The sequence below is a fragment of the Paenibacillus aceti genome (assembly GCF_003614185.1).
Lineage (GTDB): Bacteria > Bacillota > Bacilli > Paenibacillales > Paenibacillaceae > Fontibacillus > Fontibacillus aceti.
In genome coordinates this window covers 3,558,916-3,578,469 of sequence record NZ_KZ987724.1, presented here as the reverse complement: position 1 = coordinate 3,578,469, position 19,554 = coordinate 3,558,916, and the positions used below count along the sequence as shown (strand labels likewise).

Annotated in this window: 17 protein-coding genes; 15 read left to right on the top strand and 2 right to left on the bottom strand. The window is 48.9% G+C overall.

Translation table 11 applies throughout. The features are described from left to right. Window position 1 precedes the first annotated feature (1 nt). The 10 genes from BFJ94_RS15990 to BFJ94_RS15945 all read left to right on the top strand — a co-directional run bounded on the left by BFJ94_RS15990 (window position 2) and on the right by BFJ94_RS15945 (window position 13,895). Window positions 2-2,671, top strand: coding sequence for a hypothetical protein (locus tag BFJ94_RS15990; RefSeq protein ID WP_120463560.1), 2,670 nt, complete (start codon window positions 2-4; stop codon window positions 2,669-2,671). Further along, complete coding sequence (locus BFJ94_RS15985) at window positions 2,646-2,921, top strand: acyl carrier protein (RefSeq protein WP_162944302.1); 276 nt, start codon at window positions 2,646-2,648, stop codon at window positions 2,919-2,921. The genes BFJ94_RS15990 and BFJ94_RS15985 overlap by 26 nt, the downstream gene beginning before the upstream one ends. Further along, window positions 2,911-5,910 (top strand): carbamoyltransferase C-terminal domain-containing protein, encoded by a 3,000-nt coding sequence (locus tag BFJ94_RS15980; protein ID WP_120463558.1) that lies wholly within the window; start codon window positions 2,911-2,913, stop codon window positions 5,908-5,910. The genes BFJ94_RS15985 and BFJ94_RS15980 overlap by 11 nt, the downstream gene beginning before the upstream one ends. 9 nt (window positions 5,911-5,919) lie before the next feature. Continuing rightward, the gene (locus BFJ94_RS15975; protein WP_120463557.1) at window positions 5,920-6,921 is read left to right on the top strand and encodes a hypothetical protein; all 1,002 of its coding nucleotides are present in this window, start codon (window positions 5,920-5,922) and stop codon (window positions 6,919-6,921) included. 99 nt (window positions 6,922-7,020) lie between these two features. Continuing rightward, a complete protein-coding gene (locus BFJ94_RS15970) occupies window positions 7,021-7,884 on the top strand; it encodes an alpha/beta hydrolase (RefSeq protein ID WP_120463556.1) in 864 nt (287 codons plus the stop codon). 22 nt (window positions 7,885-7,906) lie between these two features. After that, on the top strand, window positions 7,907-8,557 hold the full coding sequence (locus BFJ94_RS15965; RefSeq protein WP_162944301.1) for a carboxylesterase family protein: 651 nt from the start codon (window positions 7,907-7,909) through the stop codon (window positions 8,555-8,557). Window positions 8,558-9,826: 1,269 nt separating this feature from the next. Then, window positions 9,827-11,395: a Vga family ABC-F type ribosomal protection protein gene (locus BFJ94_RS15960; RefSeq protein ID WP_120463554.1), complete on the top strand. Its 1,569-nt coding sequence runs from the start codon at window positions 9,827-9,829 to the stop codon at window positions 11,393-11,395. Between the two features lie 221 nt (window positions 11,396-11,616). Then, complete coding sequence (locus BFJ94_RS15955; RefSeq protein ID WP_120463553.1) at window positions 11,617-12,675, top strand: ABC transporter ATP-binding protein; 1,059 nt, start codon at window positions 11,617-11,619, stop codon at window positions 12,673-12,675. Window positions 12,676-12,735: 60 nt separating this feature from the next. After that, on the top strand, window positions 12,736-13,203 hold the full coding sequence (locus BFJ94_RS15950) for a flavodoxin (protein ID WP_120463552.1): 468 nt from the start codon (window positions 12,736-12,738) through the stop codon (window positions 13,201-13,203). Then, window positions 13,200-13,895 carry a hypothetical protein gene (locus tag BFJ94_RS15945; RefSeq protein ID WP_120463551.1) on the top strand — a complete coding sequence of 232 codons (696 nt, stop codon included), beginning with the start codon at window positions 13,200-13,202 and terminating at the stop codon, window positions 13,893-13,895. The genes BFJ94_RS15950 and BFJ94_RS15945 overlap by 4 nt, the downstream gene beginning before the upstream one ends. A gap of 71 nt (window positions 13,896-13,966) precedes the next feature. Here the strand turns inward: BFJ94_RS15945 and BFJ94_RS15940 are convergent, their stop codons facing one another. Further along, on the bottom strand, window positions 13,967-14,578 hold the full coding sequence (locus tag BFJ94_RS15940; protein WP_120463550.1) for a flavin reductase family protein: 612 nt from the start codon (window positions 14,576-14,578) through the stop codon (window positions 13,967-13,969). A gap of 232 nt (window positions 14,579-14,810) precedes the next feature. Here BFJ94_RS15940 and BFJ94_RS15935 point away from each other — a divergent pair, with 232 nt between their 5' ends. The 5 genes from BFJ94_RS15935 to BFJ94_RS15915 all read left to right on the top strand — a co-directional run bounded on the left by BFJ94_RS15935 (window position 14,811) and on the right by BFJ94_RS15915 (window position 17,999). Further along, a complete protein-coding gene (locus BFJ94_RS15935) occupies window positions 14,811-15,182 on the top strand; it encodes an MmcQ/YjbR family DNA-binding protein (RefSeq protein ID WP_120463549.1) in 372 nt (123 codons plus the stop codon). 208 nt (window positions 15,183-15,390) lie between these two features. Next, on the top strand, window positions 15,391-15,663 hold the full coding sequence (locus BFJ94_RS15930) for a CD3324 family protein (RefSeq protein ID WP_120463548.1): 273 nt from the start codon (window positions 15,391-15,393) through the stop codon (window positions 15,661-15,663). 94 nt (window positions 15,664-15,757) lie between these two features. Next, on the top strand, window positions 15,758-16,495 hold the full coding sequence (locus BFJ94_RS15925) for an MBL fold metallo-hydrolase (protein WP_120463547.1): 738 nt from the start codon (window positions 15,758-15,760) through the stop codon (window positions 16,493-16,495). 162 nt (window positions 16,496-16,657) lie between these two features. Continuing rightward, window positions 16,658-17,005, top strand: a complete 348-nt coding sequence (locus BFJ94_RS15920) for a PadR family transcriptional regulator (protein WP_120463546.1) — start codon at window positions 16,658-16,660, stop codon at window positions 17,003-17,005. After that, the gene (locus BFJ94_RS15915; protein WP_120463545.1) at window positions 16,992-17,999 is read left to right on the top strand and encodes an HAAS signaling domain-containing protein; all 1,008 of its coding nucleotides are present in this window, start codon (window positions 16,992-16,994) and stop codon (window positions 17,997-17,999) included. Before BFJ94_RS15920 ends, BFJ94_RS15915 begins: the two co-directional genes overlap by 14 nt. Before the next feature lie 97 nt (window positions 18,000-18,096). On the opposite strand, the gene BFJ94_RS15910 is transcribed toward BFJ94_RS15915, so the two are convergent. Further along, window positions 18,097-19,053, bottom strand: coding sequence for a metallophosphoesterase family protein (locus tag BFJ94_RS15910; RefSeq protein WP_120463544.1), 957 nt, complete (start codon window positions 19,051-19,053; stop codon window positions 18,097-18,099). Window positions 19,054-19,554: the final 501 nt, after the last annotated feature.

The window sequence follows — 19,554 nt, the reverse complement described above, 5'->3', positions numbered from 1 at the left end:
GGTGCGGCTTAAGCAGGATGCCGATGAATTAGAGCTGATAGTGAATCATAGCCATTATCCGGTTACTTTCTCCGGAGATGTACCTAATTTTCTGACAAAATGGCTGGTGAGAAGTGTGAGCGACCCTGGGGAGGATTCGTTGACCCTGGCGTCCCCTATTCTATTGGAGCATGAGGTATCCTTCGCCTCGCAGCAGCAAAGGGAGAATAGCTGGCGTTATTACAAATCAGCGGATGGCAGAGAGAATCTGCTGGAATCCATGTTCCAGATCGATGAGGACAAGCGCATCTATTGTCTCTGCTCCATCTATAGCCCTGTTGAACAGGAAGTGTTCATTTTCACTCGTTCCTCGCTGCCTGTAACGGTATGGCTCAACGGTCATTTAATCAATCACAGTACCTTCCAATATCATGTCAAGCCGTTTCAGATCATTGCCAGGTTGAAGCAGGGCGTGAACACGATTCTGCTGGAACGTGCTGTGAATGATGAGACTCGTTCGCTTCCAGAAGGGGAATACGGATTTACGATCTCGTATAAGCCGGTATCCCTGCTGCTGGAGATGGATCGGGAGCAGTTGGTGTTTACACCGGCCAAGCTCGAAGAGATGAAATCTCTCTATTATGTACTGCCGGACCGCCCTTTCTGCACCGACAAGCGGGTATCCTGTCTCATCCTTCCTTATGATTTGCAGAATAGCGAGTCTGAACGGCTGAAGCTGGAAGTGAGAAATCGTCAGGGCGTGATCTGGCATTCGAGTGACGTATACATGGGTACGCCCGTGAGTATCGATTTAAGCCAGGCCGCCTCAGGAGTAGTGGAACTCATCGTCTCAGCAGGGGAGAGCAGCACGGAAGAGGCTTTGTCGACCGCCTATATTTTTATCGGAGATTATGAGGATGAGAGAGAACGCTTGCTGGAGGGGTTGGCTGCTTGTGGGATGGGTTCAGATCAATTGGAGCTCTATCGCTACATGCTCAGTCTCGCTATGAATGATAAGGGGCTTAACCATGGGAAGGTAGAGCTGCATTATGATCGTATCTATTATCATTTGCTAAGGGAATATGAGGATGCGGTGAGCAAGCTGGAGGCGGGGGCAGATGTCGATGCAGGGAAATTCTCGCCAAGAGGAATCAAGACGGCCCTTAGTACGAGTAGCATCGATGGGGCCAAGCTCGCTTATACGGTATTTCTGCCCCGCAATTATAAGCGGGAAGAGGCGTTTCCGCTGGTGTTCTGTATGCCCTTTGGAACGATGGTCAACACGGTTCCTGAAGGAACGGACGAGATGTATCACAACCGCTTTGAGGATGTCATCTGGGCTTGCATGTACGCAAGGGGCGGCTATAACAAGGATTATATTAATGAAATGGATATTATGCGGTTTATCGAAGAGATCATTGAGGATTATGGAGTAGATCGGGATCGGGTCTATCTGATGGGAGTCTGCTCCGGTGCTTTGAGAATTTTCGGGTTGGCCACCCGCTTTCCCGGCAAGTTCGCCGCTGTCATGAATATCGTCGGCACGTTCCGGGCGGATATCAATAATCCTGATTATTCGATACTCGAAAATCTGGGCACAACCCCTGTATATCAGCTATTGAATATCGAAGATGATATTTTCAACACGACCCGGATTCTGCAATCCAGTGCTTATATGCCCCGGGTGCGGAATGTCCTCTATAATTATTTCTCGCATAAGGAAGCGGTTGAGGTCTTTCAGTCGAGAGAGGTGCTCCGCTTAATGCAGCAGCATATAAGGGACCGGAATCCTCGGGAAATTGTGTTTCATATGCATGAGCCGATCTACAATACATCCTATTGGTTGAGAATCGAGGCGGTCGCCGATGTGTGCCAGCGGACGATAGTTCGCGCCGCGGTTCAGCCTGGCGAAATTGTCGTAGACACGGATCAGGCCCGGAGCATTCGACTCTTAATAGACCGGAATGCGATGGATTTAGGCATTAATACGGTTCTGAGAGTGAATGGGGAGGAAGCGTCATTGCAGCTGCATGATTACAGCTTGATTCGAATTCAATTGGCAGCTGGCGGCGGGAAGATGAGCTTTACGGTTGAGCAGCTGAGCCAAGTGCCCTACGAGCTGATGAGGGAGAAGCTGGAGCCGGATCAGAGCGCTATGGGAATCAAAGCCGTATATGCCGATAAATGCACCGTCATCGTGCCTGAGCCGGATCCGAACAAGAAGCGGTATATCCGCACCATGACTCATTTGCTGCAGCAGCCGCTGCGAGAGCGGGCAAGAAATTATAAGTATATGCTTCAGCATCGCCTCGATGAGCAGGTGGGTGCTCTGGAGAATAGCCATATCGTCTATTATCATGATGCCGAATTCGATAGCTGCGAAGCACTGCCGTTTGATACCGGATCTCTGCAGCTGAAGCTGTCGCCCAATAAGCTGGTATTCCAGGGCAGAAGCTATCAGGGGGAATATGTGGCGCTGATTCGAACGACTAGTTATTTGAACCCGAGGCGTTACTTACTGCTAGTTATTGTAAACGGCTCGGTTGCGGAACAGCAGCTGTTAGATCTTTTTAATAGCTATGATTCCAACCCTATGTTCTACTGCAGCGCAATCCTATGGAATGAAGGCCAATTCCACTATTTCAATCATGAAAGGGTGCACGCTCATGCCAACGCTAATGGATATGAATGAAATTAAGAATAAAGTAATTGAGGTCGTCGGCCGTAACGCCCTTCACAATCCGGATAGAGTTCATGAGCAGTCCAACCTGAAGAATGATCACGGCATCGACTCGTTAAAGATTGTAAATTTGCTGTTCGACCTGGAGGAAGAGTTCGGTATCTGTGTGGATCAGAGTTCGCTCGTATTTGAGAATTTCTCAACGGTTGAGAAAATATCACAGTATATCTATCAGAAGCTGGGGGACGCCGATGAGTCTTAATCTTGTCGGAATCTCGCTGGCACCTGACGAAGCCGCGTGCTGTCTGGTTCAAGATGGGGTGATACGTTATGCGGCCCAGGAGGAAGTATTCTCACGCAGCCAGGATGCTGCCAGGATGCCTAGCAAGTCCTTCCGATTTTGTCTGGACAGCGCGGGTCTATCGATTACGGATATTAGTCTCATTGCTATTTATATGGACGCTTTGGAAGCGGGGGCTGGCGATGAGGTCGACCAACGGCTGAAGCAGACCGAGCTGCTGGTTAGACAATTACTGGCTTTTGAGGGGCCTGTTGAATTTATAAATCAAGATGTGCTGTATACGGCCAGTACCCGCTCATTAGCGGAAGGAGAAATACAGCAGGAGAGCATGAGTATTGGAGGAGGAACGGCTGTATTGGCTGCGGCAGCTTCGTACGCTCGGCTTACTGGAGAGGTCATTACTCCGTTAGAACATGTCTACTTAGGGTCGGAGCATCCTGACGAGGATATTGTTCGCATTCTTGAAGCGGCTGCACTGGATTTTGCTGATTTCAGGGGGGATTCGGCTGGACTGATCTCGCGGACGGCTCAACTATTAGAGGAAGGTCGCCTGGTCGGCTGGTTCCAAGGAAGAATGGAATTCGGCCCACGATCTCAAGGCAATCGCTCTATCCTGTATCTGGCTGATGCAGGAGTGGATCAAGGGTCGATCGTTGAACGGTTACAAGCCATGACATATGAGGAAGGCTTGGATAGGGCTGCTGCAGTTCATGAGATTGTAGGCCTGCCTGATCATAATCCTCTGCTTGATCGCGTATTGAAACAAATTACTGGGCAGGGGCGAAATTTCAGCCTTATGCATTTGCCCTTTCAGGTACATGGTGAACCTCGGGTGGAAAGTCCGGCGGATGCGGTATGTGCCTTTTTGTCCACAGATTTGGATGTGTTGGTCATAGGCTCTTTTATTTTGGAGTGTGAGCGCAATGAAGCCCGGTTTATCCGGGAGGTGCTGGCCGATCTACAGACTCCTCTGCCACCCAGAACCCTGTTGACAGAGAGCGTTGAGGAGAAAGTGGGGATTTGGCGACGGCAAGCACCGGGCAGCCAAGGGGAGTTTGTACGCGATGCGCGAAATCGGCATGAGTTCTGTCATTGGGCTCAGGTGGAGCGTATTCCCCCAAAAGGGGCGCGAACCAGAATTGGATTCGCCGGGGAATCCGGGGCGAGAGGGTTCTTGCTCGATCCCTTTCATAACCCAGCGACCTGTCTGGAGGAGTTGCTCAATGGAACGCTGGGCGCAGAGGAGATGGAGGTCGTTGATATCGCTCGGGTGAGCATTCGACTGCGTGATCTGCAGAGCGTATGTCTACAGAGCAGTCTGCTGGAGCCCGATGTCCTGGTCATCTATGCCGGGGATAATTGGCGAAAATCGCTCTGGGCTCTTAATGAGGGGGAGGTAAGCACCATCCTTCAATCGCTTCATGAACCCCATCGTTATGAAGTAATTAGAGCGGTGTTTGAGCAGAAGAGCGATGCGCTGATCAGAGCTTTTTTTGAGAAGCTGTACGAGCCATTTATCCTCAGGGGTATCCCGGTCATTTTCATCATTCCGGAATTTAATTTGCAGGCTTGGAAGAGCAATGAGTCTGAGAAAACATTGTCCTGGCCAGGGGAAGAGAGCGAGGAATGGCATGCGCTGAGACTACAGGCGGAGGAGCTGCTTCAAGCTGGAAGGTTCGAGGAATTGTCCCCGCTTGCTGCACGAATGGTTCAATTGAACAGTGCGAACCCGCTTGGATACCAACTGTTGGCCGAAGTCTATGATAATGCCGGAATGCTGGATGAGGCACGTCGTTCTCTGGAGAAGGCCAGGGATACGAATATGTATCGTATTGGGCCGCCCCCAGCCTGTACTAGTTTCATCCGCGAGCAGATTCTTAAGCATGCTGAGTATTTTGGCATCAGGACGGTGGATTTGCCGGATCGATTCGCTGAGGATTTAGAGGGGGAACTGCCTTCATTCAATATATTCCTGGATTATTGTCATCTGAATCCCCGAGGAATTGAGCTGGCGATGAGCTACACAGCGGAGCAAATATTGCAGTCGCTTGGAAGACGATCAGGAGAAGTCGCTCCTTCCTTCCACAGGCCTGCTTCGGAGACCGTGAGCAAGTCGCATTTCTATGCTGCGGTTCATAGTGCACATATCGGGGATCAACCGTATGAGATTCTGTATTATCACTGCAAGCAAGCTATCACATTATGGCCGGGGATGACCGACTGGTTCCGCTCCTTTATCGACCTGACCTCAAGAAAGGTACCCTGGGTGCTGAATCGCCAATATGAGACGGTGTGCACGAAGCAATATGTGATTCTGCGCCAATTCACGGATTGTATGGTACTCGATCTGGGGCTGGCCAGAGCTATGACTCAATGTCTCGTAGAGGAAGGGATGGATATCCGTGCGGAGATGAACGTGCTGCGGATCGAGCAGCATCAGCCTTTGCCTCATCGGTCGGTGAACCTGTTGGAGACGTATTATCGGGAAAATAGTTATTTTACCGTGTTCTCCGGCTCGAAGTCCGTGGACTATAACAGTAAGGATCAATGCTACTATAGCGCGCGCAGCAGCATCTCTACCTTTTATCTTATCGCTGATCCTAAGAGCAAGTTGCGTGGACAATTAACCCTTCGTGGACCGATAGGTCATGGTCATGACGAGGACGAACCGGTCTATGCTGAGCTGCTTATGAACAAGAAGAGGATAGCCCGGCTTCCTTTATTTGCAACATGGAGCAATTATTCGGTGGATATCGACCAGGAGGATCTGTCTGAGGATGGGGTGAATGAGCTTCAAATCCTCTGGCCGGATATTGATTCGATCACGGAGACGATCCATGCTGCTTATAATCAGTCGTACTCAGGCTATGAATTATTCATCAAACGCGCCAGACCTGCATATGGCGATATATTCCGCTGGCAATTCTTCAATTTAAATATAAATGAATGAGGTGTTCTGATGAAGACGAAGTTAATGTTCAACCTGCACGATGATTTGAGCAAGTTCGATTTAGGAGACTCTGGCGCATGTCCTGGCCACTGGCAGGGATGCGAAGCATTGCATCTTCATAAGGTGAATTCCGCGATCTTTTTACAGGAAGAGGTACCCTTCGCTTCTTATCGATTGCAGGCGGATGTAGTGATTCCTGAGCATGTAGGCTTCATCGGCTTTGCCTTTGGCGCCCGGGATGCGGAGAACTTCGAGCTGATCTATTTGGCCCCTGAGGAGATTCAATATGATCCGGTGATGAATGGATCTATGACCTGGCAGGTCTATAATGGCCCTTCCTATCAGAAGCCCCTGCCGAATACAACCGGTGAATGGAGGAAGTTCACGGTTGACGTAGAGCCGAACGGGGCAACGGTATATTTAGGTGATGATCCAGAGCCGCAGCTTGTGATTAAGAATTTGCAGCATGGGGGGGCTCCGGGAAAAGTAGGTATTTGGAATTTCCTCTCGAGTTATATTCGTAATTTTACGATTGAGGAGATTACTCCTGCGGCTCCGATTGAGCAGAGACTGGCGGATCAGCGGCAATTACAGTCGGACTCCTTCATTACCGAATGGCAGATTTCTCAGCCGTACTCTCGTGGGAGTAGCTTAGCTGACCAACAGGAATGGACAACCTCTGTCGTGGAAGAGAACGGGACGTTGAATATTAATAGAATTCACAAGGCAGGGCCGGACTCAACTGTGCTGGTGAAGGGAACCGTTACGGTTCCGGAAGGGCGGGAGTCGATCCTAAGCCTCGGATTCAGCGATCATATCCGGCTATGGGTCAATGATAAGGAAGTATATCAAGGGGATTGGAATTGGAATCCTCCAGCGAGTGATGGCCGGGTCCGCTCAAGCTTTGCCCGGATTCCGGTGCAATGGCAGCCAGGTGAGAATACAGTGACGGCTGAGGTGTCCCAGAGCGAGTTCTTCGGCTGGGGCCTGAGTGTCCAGACCGGCCTCTAATTAAGCAGATATCGGTGATGTAAGAAGTATTATAGGGTGAGCGGAGTAATGGGATTTACCTGGCTCCGCTCATTCCCATGTCTAAAGATGAGGTGTCTTATGAAAGAGACTAAAATCTATAAACAGTTGGATAATTGTCAGATCAGAGCGGATGTCTATGCTCATGGAGCAGGCTCTCCGGTACTGGTGTACCTGCACGGTGGCGGGTTTATCTTTGGCTCCAGAAGCTGGCTGCCATTGCAGCAAATTCAATGGTACAAGAATGCCGGATACTCTATTGTCAGTGTGGATTACCGCCTTGCGCCAGGAGCGAAGCTGGCGGATATTGTAGAGGATCTTAAGGATGCTGTCCGTTGGGTTCGGGAGCAGGCCGTACCCCACTATCGATTTGACCCCGAGCGAATCGCGTTGATCGGCAGCTCGGCAGGGGCCTATTTGAGCTTACTGGCTGGCACCATTGAAGAGATTAGACCGAAGGCGATCGTATCCTTCTATGGATATGGCGATATTATCGGAGATTGGATTATGAAGCCGAGCTCGTTCTATAATCGGCGGCCGAAGGTGACGCTGGAGAGGGCAAAAGCATCGATCGGGAACGTTGTCGCATCGGAAGGCTCCTGGGCTCGATATGACTATTACATGTACTGTCGTCAAAATGGCAATTGGGTTGAGGAAGTGACGGGATATGATCGTGCCGAGGATTTAGATGCTTTGCAAGCCTATTGTCCGATCCTTGGCGTGACCCACGATTATCCGCCGACCCTGCTGCTGCATGGCGACCGGGACACTGATGTGCCTTATGAGCAATCGCTTCATATGTACGCCAAGCTGCGGCAAGCTGGGGTGGATTGCAAACTTATTACGATCGAGGGCGGGGATCATGTATTCGATCAGAACTTTCATAGCCCGGAGGTTGGGCAGGCCTTCGAGGAAGTAAACCTGTTCTTGCAGCATTATTTGTGAACACAAGCGGAGGTGAATGAGGTTGCCTATAGAATATTATTATAAGCAAGAGGAGGACGAGCTTGATTACCAACTCATCCTTCCGGAGAAGTATGCGGAAGAGCCAGAGAAGCAGTGGCCGCTGATCGTATATCTGCACGGCTCTAACCGACGAGGGAATGATATTCACGTCTTCGATAATTATGGCTTCGCGCAGGCTATGCAAAGCTTGGATGACTTTGGATTTATTGTAGTGACCCCGCAATGTCCTAATCATTCCTCCTGGATTATCGAGCAGGAGCAGATTATGGCGATTTATCGCCATATCCTGGCGAGCTATAGAGTGGATCGGAACAGAGTATATCTAACGGGCTATAGCATGGGGGGGAACGGGGCCTGGAACCTGGCAACCCGCTATCCCGAGCTGTTCGCTGCTGTCGTGCCGATTTCCGGCTGGTACCGAACGGACAAGGTCGAATGGCTCAAGGACATTCCCATCTGGAATTTCCATGGTGAAGAGGATGACATCATTCCGATCCAGAAATCCGAGGAAATCGTCACGGCATTATTGGAGGTCGGCGGCCAGGTGAAATTCACCCGCTACCCGGGCTTGGGGCATAAGGTGATGGAGATTACCTACAGTAATCCGGAATTGTATGCCTGGTTGTTGGCGCATCGCTTAGGGGATGGTTGATCGCTGCATATGGGCACTTTGTGAATCTGGCTTGGTTAGGCGGTTGGTGGGTAGGTGGGTAGGCGGCGCATAAGTGCTCATATGCAACTATTCTGGTGGATTAGGCTTACATTATAGGAAATAGCTGCTCTTATACACCTATTTGGTCGGATTATCTGCTGAAAGTGACTTCAGGAAAGAAATAGTTGCACATCCGCAGTTATTTTTCATATTCCAAGCTGACTACCCCAGGATAAGTGTATTTTTGCAACTATTAGCTGTCTAGGGGAGGGCTTCAGGTAACGAAGTGTCTAATTTAATTGCATAAAGCACAACTAAAACATCGCCAATCGACTCGGGTCTCCCTTTAATCGCAAAAAGTACTTTTAAAAAGAGCGGCCTCCTTGATTCACGAGAAAAGGGGGAGTTTAAGCGTACAAAATGCAACTAAAAGAGGATCTCCCCAAGCCTTCCCCAAAATAAGTGTATAATTTGCAATTACACGAGTGTGAATCTGAGGACGTGTTGAAATACTAAAACAACTAACCCCAAATGTATTTTACTTCCCTTTTAATCATGCTACAGATCGCCCGAATTTAGGCTGTGTGGCGGGTCAGGATGCAGCGCTATTGATCGATGCAGGCAACTCGCCTGGGCATGCGAGAGTAGTGGAACTCCATCATGTGGAGAGTGACCATACAGTAGATTCAACCATTATTTACATACCTCATGAAAAAGTATTATTTCTTAGTGACTGTCTAAGCCCGAATATAGGGCGTATGATTTATTTTATGAGAAAAGAAAAATGAAACCCTCCGAGGTGCAGCAGACGCTTATTCAGTATTTTGTGAGTGGAAATAAGAAGCTGTGTAAGTCAGACATTACATAAAAATTGGATTTAGCCGATATATTAAGGAAAGAAATCTGAGGAAGAACGGTTAGTGACCAAAGCCAAGAGTACCTATATTGACACCTGCCATCTTTTACTATAATCTTGATAAAAAGAACGAAAGGGTGAACCAGCTGAAATGAAGTACTAATCCTATTTGTTGAAGAGAACAATTGACGGTGATTGTGATTGAATAGCGGTTTTATGCTGCTTGATTTCGTCATGCCATCGATTGTTAATTCTCAGAATAGGATTGGGTTTCAATAGTTGGATCTGAAGGAGAAGTCTCACTACACTAGAACTCTCTTTCGGTGCACACCTATATATACGAATGCCTCCTATTCTGAATGGACATAGGGGGCATTTTTTGTCTCCTGCAAAGCATGAAGGGGGATGTTCGTATGTTCTTATTGGAAGCACAACATATCAAGTATTATGTGCAGGATCGTTTATTGCTGGATATCGACCAGCTGCAAGTTTATAAAGATGCTCGAATTGGCCTGGTGGGCCGCAACGGCTGCGGGAAGACAACCCTGCTGCAGATTTTAGCGAATAAGCTTGTTCCCGAGGAAGGGCGTGTGGTTAGGCATGTTCAATGTGAGCTGCTGCCGCAGCTCAAGCGGACCGATACGACCAAGAGCGGCGGAGAAGTCACGCAGGAATATATTCAACAGGCGCTGGTCAGAGACCCGATGCTGTTATTCGCGGATGAGCCGACGACGAACCTAGATACACCGCATATCGAGTGGATCGAGAAGAAGCTAAGGGAGTGGCAAGGAGCATTTATCGTGGTCTCCCATGACCGGGCATTCCTGGATGCGCTCTGCACGACAATCTGGGAGATCCATGAAGGAAAGCTGAAGGAATATGTCGGGAACTACAGTGATTATCTTAAGCAGAAGGAACTGGAGCATGATCAGCAGCAGGCGGCTTATGAGCAGTATGAGAGGAAGAAGGCACAGCTGGAGGAAGCCTTGAGGCTGAAGGAGAGGAAGGCGGCAAGAGCAACCAAGATGCCCAAGAAGGTCAGCAATTCGGAAGCGCGGATTACAGGAGCGAAGCCCTATTTTGCCAAAAAACAAAAGAAGCTACAGCAGACAGCCTCGGCGATTGAGACCAGATTGGAGAAGCTTGAAAAGGTTGAAAAAGTACGGGAGCTGCCACCTCTAAAGATGAATTTGCCGAATATCGATACGTTTATGAATCGGATCATTATTCGTCTAGAGGATGTAGCCGGCAGAATCGGCGATCGTCATTTGTGGAGCCGGGCTAGCTTTCAAATTCGGGGCGGTGACAAATTGGCGATCACAGGTCCGAATGGCAGCGGGAAGACGACGCTGGTGAAGAAGATCATCGGCCAAGAGACGGGCGTAACCCTTTCCCCCTCGGTAAAGGTGGGCTACTTCAGCCAAAATCTAAATATTCTCGATCTGGAGAAATCGATTCTGGACAATGTCCAAGCCTCTTCCAAGCAGACCGAGACCGTGATCCGGACGGTTCTGGCGAGAATGCACTTTTTTAGAGAGGATGTATATAAGCCTGTCTCTGTGCTAAGTGGTGGAGAACGGGTGAAGGTGGCGCTAACCAAGCTGTTCCTGAGCGACATCAACACGTTGATCCTGGATGAACCGACCAATTTTCTGGATATGGAAGCCGTGGAAGCGCTGGAGTCACTTCTGAGGGAGTATGAAGGCAACGTCATCTTCGTCTCCCACGATCGCCGCTTCATCGATAATGTTGCAACGCGGGTTCTGACGATTCGCGATCAGAGGATTGAACTGTTCGAAGGGACCTATCAGCAGCTGAAGCAAGCTCCACCGCAGAGCGAACGTGACGACGAGAAAGACCAATCCCTCTTACTGGAGACGAAAATTACAGAGGTGTTAAGCCGGCTAAGTCTCGAGCCTTCTCAAGAACTGGAGATGGAATTTCAACGATTACTCGAACAAAAGAGAAATATGAAGCGATAAAAATCAGCAGGGTAGAGCCACGCGGCTTTATCCTGTTTTTTTAAAATCCTGAAGTTTGGAAGTAGATTCCCGATTGAGACAGGGGAAAGCTCATGATATAATCAATAATGATAATCATTATCAATTATAATTACATTGACAGCATTTCGAATTACCCGCTGCGGTTCGCGAGGTTTTGCGGACGGCGGCTTTTTATTTTAGTAAGGTGAGGAGCAGATAGGATGGACAAGTTACTGGAAGTAAAGGACCTGGCGATTTCATTCAAAACCAGGGAAGGGGAGGTGCAGGCCATCCGCGGTGTCAGCTTTCACGTGGATAAGGGGGAGACGCTGGCTATCGTCGGTGAGTCAGGCTCAGGCAAAAGTGTGACTTCTCAAGCCGTGATGCAGCTTATACCTCAGCCGCATGGAATCTATAAACGGGGGGAGATCTGGTTCGACGGTCAGCAATTGCTCGGGAAGACGGAGAAGCAGATGCAGCGGATTAGGGGCAAAGAGATCGGAATGATCTTTCAGGACCCGATGACCTCGCTGAATCCGACGATGAAGGTGGGCAAACAGATCACGGAGGTGCTTCATGCCCATGAGAAAATGTCCCGACAAGCGGCGTACCGGAGGGCGGTTGAGCTATTGGATCTGGTCGGGATTCCGGCGCCGGAGCAGCGCTTCCATCAGTTTCCGCATGAATTTAGCGGCGGAATGCGGCAGCGGGTAGTGATCGCTATCGCGCTGGCGGCCAATCCAAAGCTATTGATTGCCGATGAGCCGACCACAGCGCTGGACGTTACGATTCAGGCGCAAATTCTAGAGCTGATGAAGGATTTGCAGCAGAAGATCGGCACGGCGATTATTTTCATCACGCATGATCTGGGTGTTGTGGCCAAAATGGCCGATCGGGTCGCGGTGATGTACGCCGGGCAGATCGTTGAGACGGGGACAGCGGAGGAAATCTTCTACGATCCCCGGCATCCGTATACATGGGGACTTCTGGCCTCGATGCCGAGCCTCGACGGACAGGGCGGGAAGCTGGCATCCATCCCCGGTACGCCGCCGGATCTGATTCGCCTGCCGAAGGGGGATGCCTTCGCTCTGCGCAGTGCCTACGCGATGAAGATCGATTACAAGGAAGAGCCGCCTTTATACCGGGTATCGGACACCCATTTTGTGAAATCATGGTTGATGCACCCTCATGCTCCAGCGGCTATACCGCCTGAAGCGGTGGCACGGAAACGGCGCCATTTGGAAGAGGTCTATGATCATCCCGTTTTGGTCGAAAGTTAATTGACAATGATAATCATTATCAATTATACTTCGATATATTGAGTCACTCTGACGGAGGAGATGAGGGGATTGAGTAAAATTGTCATTGTCTATGCCAGCTTGACTGGTAATACAGAGGAAATGGCCGAATTGATCGCTGAAGGTATTCGCAGTACCGGAGCGACCGCGGATTTAAAAATGGTGGAGGACAGTAATGCTGTCCTCCTGCAAGAATATGATGCTTACCTGTTAGGAGCCTATACTTGGGGAGACGGGGAGATTCCTGATGAATTTGAGGACTTTCTGGACGAAATGAAGGAGCTGGATTTGCAAGGAACCCGTAGCGCAGTCTTCGGAAGTGGAGATACGGCTTATCACTTGTATTGTGGAGCCGTCGATGAATTGGAGGAGCAACTTAAGGAATTCGGCGCATTGGTCGTACAAGAGGGCTTGAAGGTAGAGTTTGGGCCAAGCGCAGAAGAGAAGGTGTCCTGTCGGGAATTCGGGGCGAATTTCGCCAAAAGCCTGGAAGGACTCCATCAAGCATGATGAGACGGATTGTGGATTATGAGCTGGAAGGGTGGATCAGCTCGTACTCGACGGCGATGGGAAGCCCGAGGAGAGGGGAACCGAAGGTAACCTGGCAGCAGCGGGTGCAATACGCAGTGGGGCATGCCATTAACGATTATTACACGCTAATTCCTGCCGTGCGGCTGCGTACGCCGATCCAGGTACTGCTTAATCGGCGTTGGCCGCGTAATCAGAACGACTTTCCCGATCCTGTTTTTTATTGGCAGGTATATAATCGGGTCGTAGATCAATTGGCTTTGATTACGGGGATGATGATTTATGATTATCCCGTGGCCTTATATGAAAACTGGACGATGAAATCGGACGCGTTGGGTATGCAAATTTCTATTATCTTTCAGGCTTTATGGCAGGACCGGGGCGATCCGACGCGGGTAACCGTGCAGAAGTTTCTCCTGGAGGATAATGAAGAGCTGGTCAAGGCCTTTACGCATTTGACGAATGTGTTTTGGCATGGCGCTTTTGGCCGTCCACCAGGTATCATTGAAGTCTATACTTTGCTGGACGAGCGGAAGCATGATATTGCCGGAGAATCGTTGGATTTGCAGGCCTCGCTAGACTATGTGAGACTGCTGGCCGATGCCCGGGACAGCGAAATACAAGATATGGGTGAGAAGGAACGGCACGTAGTGGCATCACCTGAAATCGCTTGAGCCTTATAACTTTATATCTCTAAAAAATAGCAGCCTCCTGGTGAATCCATGGAGGCTGCCGTTGTCTTGAGTTATTCAGGCCGGGCAATCGCGAAGATTTCGCCCAGCTTCGAGTAGTTGTTGCCGGCAAGGCGGCTGACGGGCTTCAGCTTCTCGGCATCGATCCGGCCGCTCTCGTACAGCTCATCGGTGATGTGGAAGCATACGACCTTACCGATAATCAGGTCACAGGTCGGAGACGAAGGGGTGCCGCCCAGCTCAATCGCTCGCTCCAGAACGCATTCCATACGGATTTTGGCCTCGGCTACGCCAGGAACCTTGATTTTTTCGCTTGCAAGGGTGGTAAGCTGGGTCAGTTCCAGTTCGCTCTCCTCGGGGGGAAGATTAGCTGCGGTCTGATTGATCGCTTCGATATAATCCTCATCCGATATATGAACGACAAACTCGCCCGTCTCGATTATATTCCTTGAAGTATCCTTGTATTCGCCTTTCTTCCTCTGAATCGATATCGAGATCATCGGTGGTTCGGAGGTTACCACATTGAAGTAGCTGAACGGAGCCGCATTCAGTACGCCATCTTTGGATTGCGATGTAATGAATGCCGTCGGACGCGGGATGATGCTGCCGATTAACAGCTTGTAATTGTCTCTTTCAGATTGGTTTTCTGGATAAATGGTTGGCATGGGGTCACCTCTTGTTTGTGTATTATTGTTATTTTGTTCAAAGATATTCTGGATTTAATATAAGTTACTTTATAAAAGTAAGTATAATATTTACATAACAGGATGTAAAGATATAAGGTACTGGGGAACGAAGTTGGCCTGATCTGATATGGGTGGGGAAGATGCGATTGCTCCAACAAAATGGTATATTAGCACCAGTATAGTAATTTATTTTTTTGAAGGAGAGTTCCTTATGTACAGTAAGCTGATTGCCTATTGCTCTTCCAAGAAGGGCGCTGTGCAAGACTATCCGTTCGGGCCGGAGCCGCTCGTTATGAAGGTAGGAGGGAAGATGTTCGCCTTGTTGAACGAGCAAGGGCAGCAGGATGAAGCGAATATCTCATTGAAATGTGATCCTGTGATCGCTGAGAACCTGAGAGAGCAGCATAAATGCGTATTGCCGGGGTATCATTTGAACAAAAAGCACTGGAATACCGTCGTCATTAACGGCAGTCTTCCGCTTGCAGATTTGCAGGCGATGATCGATCATTCCTATGACCTGGTGTTCCGCAGCCTTACGAAGAATGAGCGTGAATCCATTACGAAGAATCTGAGAGTCCAGTAAGGACAAAGACTAATGCCTGGTGGGATAAATTTGCATTTTAATCAAGACAGGAGTGGAAAGCATGGTAGATGTAATTGTACGTATCTATGGATATGGCTCTGAGCAAAGAGTTCTGACTGATTTTTGCTTAGAGCCTTCCTCATACTGAAGAGAGAACTCTTTGCTCCTCTATATATTGAATCATGTTATATAGATAGGAGCAGAATGAATGAAATACCAGAATGCAGAAACAATATTACCGCAAGAGCTGCTTAACAGTATTCAACAATATACCCAGGGAAATTATTTATATATTCCGATGCGTCGAGGACATAAGAAACCGTGGGGGGAGCGCTCGGGCTATAGACAGATGCTCAAGCAGCGTAACGATGAGATCGTACGAAGTTTCCAATCAGGGATCACGGTCAAATCGCTTGCTCAGCATTATTATTTAAGCGAGCGTAGTATAAGGAGAATTATTCATGATTCGTCAACCGTATAGTGGACGACTTTATTGCAGCATCATGTATGTCCTTTCCGCGGTCTGTTTCATGTACTAAACTTACCCTTGAACAACATGAACACAGGAGGGTGTTATGAACAAATATCGTTTGCTTGATATTGAGTTTGAACATAACGGGTACAAACAGGTGATAACTCCGGTTATTTTGCAGGATGAGCATGAGACAGTTCTTGTTGACTGTGGTTATCCTGGCTTTATGCCTTTGCTAGCGGTAGAGGCCAGCAAGCATGGGATCAACTTCGATTTGATTACGAAGCTCATCGTATCGCATCATGATATCGATCATATCGGTTCATTAGCAGAAATCAAGCGGACATACCCTCATATTCAGATCATAGCGCATGAACTGGAGGCGCCGTATATCGACGGCACGAGGAAGTCACAGCGGCTTGAGCAGGCACAAACAACCTTTGAGTCATTACCGGATGAGGCTAAGCCGCAAGCTGAGCAATTTATACGTTTACTGCAATCGATCGCACCGGCCCCCGTTAATCAGACGGTTCGCAGCGATGAGCTGCTGCCCTGGTGTGGGGGGATCGAGATTATCCATACACCCGGTCATATGCCAGGGCATATATCATTGTATCTGCCAGCCAGCCGGACACTGATCGCAGCAGATGCTGTTGTAATCGAACAGGGTCAGTTGAATATTGCCAATCCGCAGTTTACCCTGGATTTGCAAGAAGCCGTGCGCTCTGTCCAGCGCTTGCTCGATTATGATATTGAGCGGATTATTTGCTATCATGGAGGCCTTTATGATGGCGATGTCCCTACAGCACTACGTGAACTCGTCCAACGATATCGAAAGTAAACAGATCTACGATTTAGCCTGCACTTGAGCTTCAAGTGCGGGTTTTTTGATTTTTTATAAGGAGTTGAAAAAGGATTGCTTTCGTAAACACAATACTGTATGATGCATAGTATAAATTATATACTGTATGATACACAGTAAGTTGAAAATGAGGTGTACCGAGTGAGCACGCTATTGAATTCATTGATTACGGAGCTTCGAAGAGGTACCTTGACCTTGGCTGTGTTAAGTCAATTACGCACACCCCAGTATGGGTATTCGCTGGTACAGCTACTGGAGGCATCGGGCATTGATATCGATCAGAGCACCTTATATCCATTGCTTCGTCGACTGGAGAAGCAGGAGCTCGTATCCAGCAGCTGGGATACAACGGAGAGCAGACCGCGCAAATATTATGTACTCAGTGAATATGGCCTGCAGATCTATGAACAGTTGAAGCAGGAATGGCTGCATAATTCGAAGGAACTCTACTGCTTATTACAAGAGGAGGATGGCGATGAACCTGATTGATATTTACATTCAAGAGGTTACGAGAAGATTACCGGAGAAGGATCGGGAAGATGTGTCGATGGAGCTTCGTTCCACCATCGTGGATATGCTGCCTGACGATTACAGCGAGGATGAGGCCAAGGAGGCTCTTGCGAAATTAGGCAATCCGGCGGTACTCGCCAGCGGATACTCGGATCGCCCTATGCATTTGATCGGTCCGCGCTATTATGAGTCTTATGTTTCATTACTGAAAATGCTATTACCGATCGCCATCGTGATCTCCGTGATTTCAATCGTAGCCGAGAATCTGATCGGTTATAGCGGTGGCGAAAATCCTGATACCATGATCAATGCTTTTGTGAATCTGATTGTTCAAGGGATCGTCGGTTCATTCGGAGTCATCATTCAGTTTTTCTTCTGGATTACCGTGATATTTGTCATTATAGAGCGGGCGGATGCGAACCGGGATTCTGAATCGAATGCTTCAAGATTTAAAGCATGGACACCGGATGATTTGAAGAAGCTTGCCTATATTCCTGAGAAGCGAGTCATCTCCAAGATCAGTGTATTCGGCAGCCTGCTGTGGACGACGATCTGGGTCAGCCTGTACTTCTATGCGGATCATATAGTCGTTGTCCATTTGAAAAGGGATAGCGGACTTGAAATCCTGTATTCGGTGTTCAACCAGGAGGTACTGCTCCGTTATTGGCCGCTTGTGCTCATTATGGCTGGACTTGAGATCGCTCTGGCGCTGTATAAATATTTCATCGGGCAATGGACGCCACGCCTGGCGATATTCAATACAGTTGTGCAACTGATGGTTGCTCTTATCGTGATCTTCATCTTGCTGAGTCCAGATCTATTTAATCCAGATTTTCTCGCCTTTATGGCAGATCTGTTCGCAGTAACGGTTGAGAAATTTAAGAGTGGAGTTATTGCAGGAAGTATTGCCATTTTCATGATCTCAGTGGTCCTCAGTATGATTGAAGGCTTCCGTAAGGCCAAAATCCAGTAGAAGGGATCGATCGTCTGGTCGCCTGGTCAGCGTATATTAAAGAGGGGTTATCTCGTAAGTAGAATGGTCTACTACAGAGATAACCCCTTTGTGGAATCTATTCAACCTGCAAGGGCCGACCCTCTGGCATATGCTTAGGCTGATCGCGAACGATTGTTCCATCCTCAAGATGCAGCCAGGTGTCGAAGCTGCGCTGCCCTTCTGTTAACTGGATGACTCTGGCTCCCGTGGTGAACGGCTGATTCAAGTAGGCATTCCGGGTAGTACGCCCGTAGCAGAGGCGAATGCCCTGCAGTGTTCCCCAGAAGTCATTGCCGTGGTCATGACCGACGAAAGTCCCCATAATGTCGCCCATTTCGACCATAGCTGCGAAGAAGCCCGTATTCAGCGGCGGTGCGCAGATTAATCGATCCAGCTTCTGCCCGTAACATATCGTGAAATCCCAAATATCGCTGTATTCCGGCAGCGGGATATGGAAGAAACCGAGTGAAGGCAGAGGTGATCCGCCATTATTGACCGTCAGCTGATAGGAGGTATTCGTATACCAGTCGATCTGAGATCTTCTGATCCAATCATAATAGCCTATCCCTCGATGTACCAATGAGGAGTAGCTGCCTGTATCGAGAAAATAAAGCGCCGCAGCAGGCAACTGCTGCTCATCCAGAATCTCAAGCACATAGTTGCCGGAGCCATGGACATGGGGTGGATCAGGCTTCGCATAACAGTATTGATGCGTCAACTGTAGCTTGTGCAGTTGCTCGCGCGTGAAGTCCGGCGCTTCCGAATCATGGTTGCCGAACACAGCTGCCCAAGGAATCTGCAGCTCTTCCGGCACCGCTAACGCTTCGCGAAAAGCCCGCACCGGGTCCGGGCTCTTGTTGCTGGCAATGACGTCTCCGGTATAGACGACCAGATCCGGGCGCTCCGCCTCAAGAATCTCCCGCATCATGGTACTCATTCGTGTTTCTTCCTCACACGGCTCACAGAATTCAGTGTCCGTGAATTGGACAATCTTGAATGTTCCGTTTTCTCTGAAGTGCAACTGTTTTCTCATCCCACACGATTCCTCCCTTAGAGGTAGTTCAAAAAGTCCACCTTTGATCTCGAAGTGAAGCAGGAAGCAGATCCGACATCGAATCTTGAATTCAGCCGGGGTCTTCAGTGCTCACGTACCCACATGTACGCTGCGCTCCTCGCCCCCTAGCTTCATCCAACCTTCTCGGAGCTGAAAACCGGCCTTGTTTGAACTCTTATTTGAATCCGGTAGTTCAAAAAGTCTACCTTTGATCTCGAAGTGAAGCAGGAAGCAGATTCGACATCGAATCTTGAATTCAGCCGGGGCCTTCAGTGCTCACGTACCCACATGTACGCTGCGCTCCTCGCCCCCTAGCTTCAGGGCGGCCGCTAACGAAACGTGGTATCGCTATTCGCGCCCAAAAGGGCGGTGTCCAATTTTAACGAAACTGGGTAACGCTATTTGGGTAAATTTAGGGTCAAAAGCCGGGATTTACTCGGAATAGCGATATGGTGTTTCGTTAAATTTTTTTAATCGTTG

Bases quoted from the DNA above. Each gene is read 5' to 3' on its own strand.
- BFJ94_RS15985 (WP_162944302.1), top strand. From the start codon at position 2,646: ATGCCAACGCTAATGGATATGAATGAAATTAAGAATAAAGTAATTGAG.
- BFJ94_RS15980 (WP_120463558.1), top strand. From the start codon at position 2,911: ATGAGTCTTAATCTTGTCGGAATCTCGCTGGCACCTGACGAAGCCGCG.
- BFJ94_RS15975 (WP_120463557.1), top strand. From the start codon at position 5,920: ATGAAGACGAAGTTAATGTTCAACCTGCACGATGATTTGAGCAAGTTC.
- BFJ94_RS15970 (WP_120463556.1), top strand. From the start codon at position 7,021: ATGAAAGAGACTAAAATCTATAAACAGTTGGATAATTGTCAGATCAGA.
- BFJ94_RS15960 (WP_120463554.1), top strand. From the start codon at position 9,827: ATGTTCTTATTGGAAGCACAACATATCAAGTATTATGTGCAGGATCGT.
- BFJ94_RS15955 (WP_120463553.1), top strand. From the start codon at position 11,617: ATGGACAAGTTACTGGAAGTAAAGGACCTGGCGATTTCATTCAAAACC.
- BFJ94_RS15950 (WP_120463552.1), top strand. From the start codon at position 12,736: ATGAGGGGATTGAGTAAAATTGTCATTGTCTATGCCAGCTTGACTGGT.
- BFJ94_RS15945 (WP_120463551.1), top strand. From the start codon at position 13,200: ATGATGAGACGGATTGTGGATTATGAGCTGGAAGGGTGGATCAGCTCG.
- BFJ94_RS15940 (WP_120463550.1), bottom strand. From the start codon at position 14,578: ATGCCAACCATTTATCCAGAAAACCAATCTGAAAGAGACAATTACAAG.
- BFJ94_RS15935 (WP_120463549.1), top strand. From the start codon at position 14,811: ATGTACAGTAAGCTGATTGCCTATTGCTCTTCCAAGAAGGGCGCTGTG.
- BFJ94_RS15930 (WP_120463548.1), top strand. From the start codon at position 15,391: ATGAAATACCAGAATGCAGAAACAATATTACCGCAAGAGCTGCTTAAC.
- BFJ94_RS15925 (WP_120463547.1), top strand. From the start codon at position 15,758: ATGAACAAATATCGTTTGCTTGATATTGAGTTTGAACATAACGGGTAC.
- BFJ94_RS15915 (WP_120463545.1), top strand. From the start codon at position 16,992: ATGAACCTGATTGATATTTACATTCAAGAGGTTACGAGAAGATTACCG.
- BFJ94_RS15910 (WP_120463544.1), bottom strand. From the start codon at position 19,053: ATGAGAAAACAGTTGCACTTCAGAGAAAACGGAACATTCAAGATTGTC.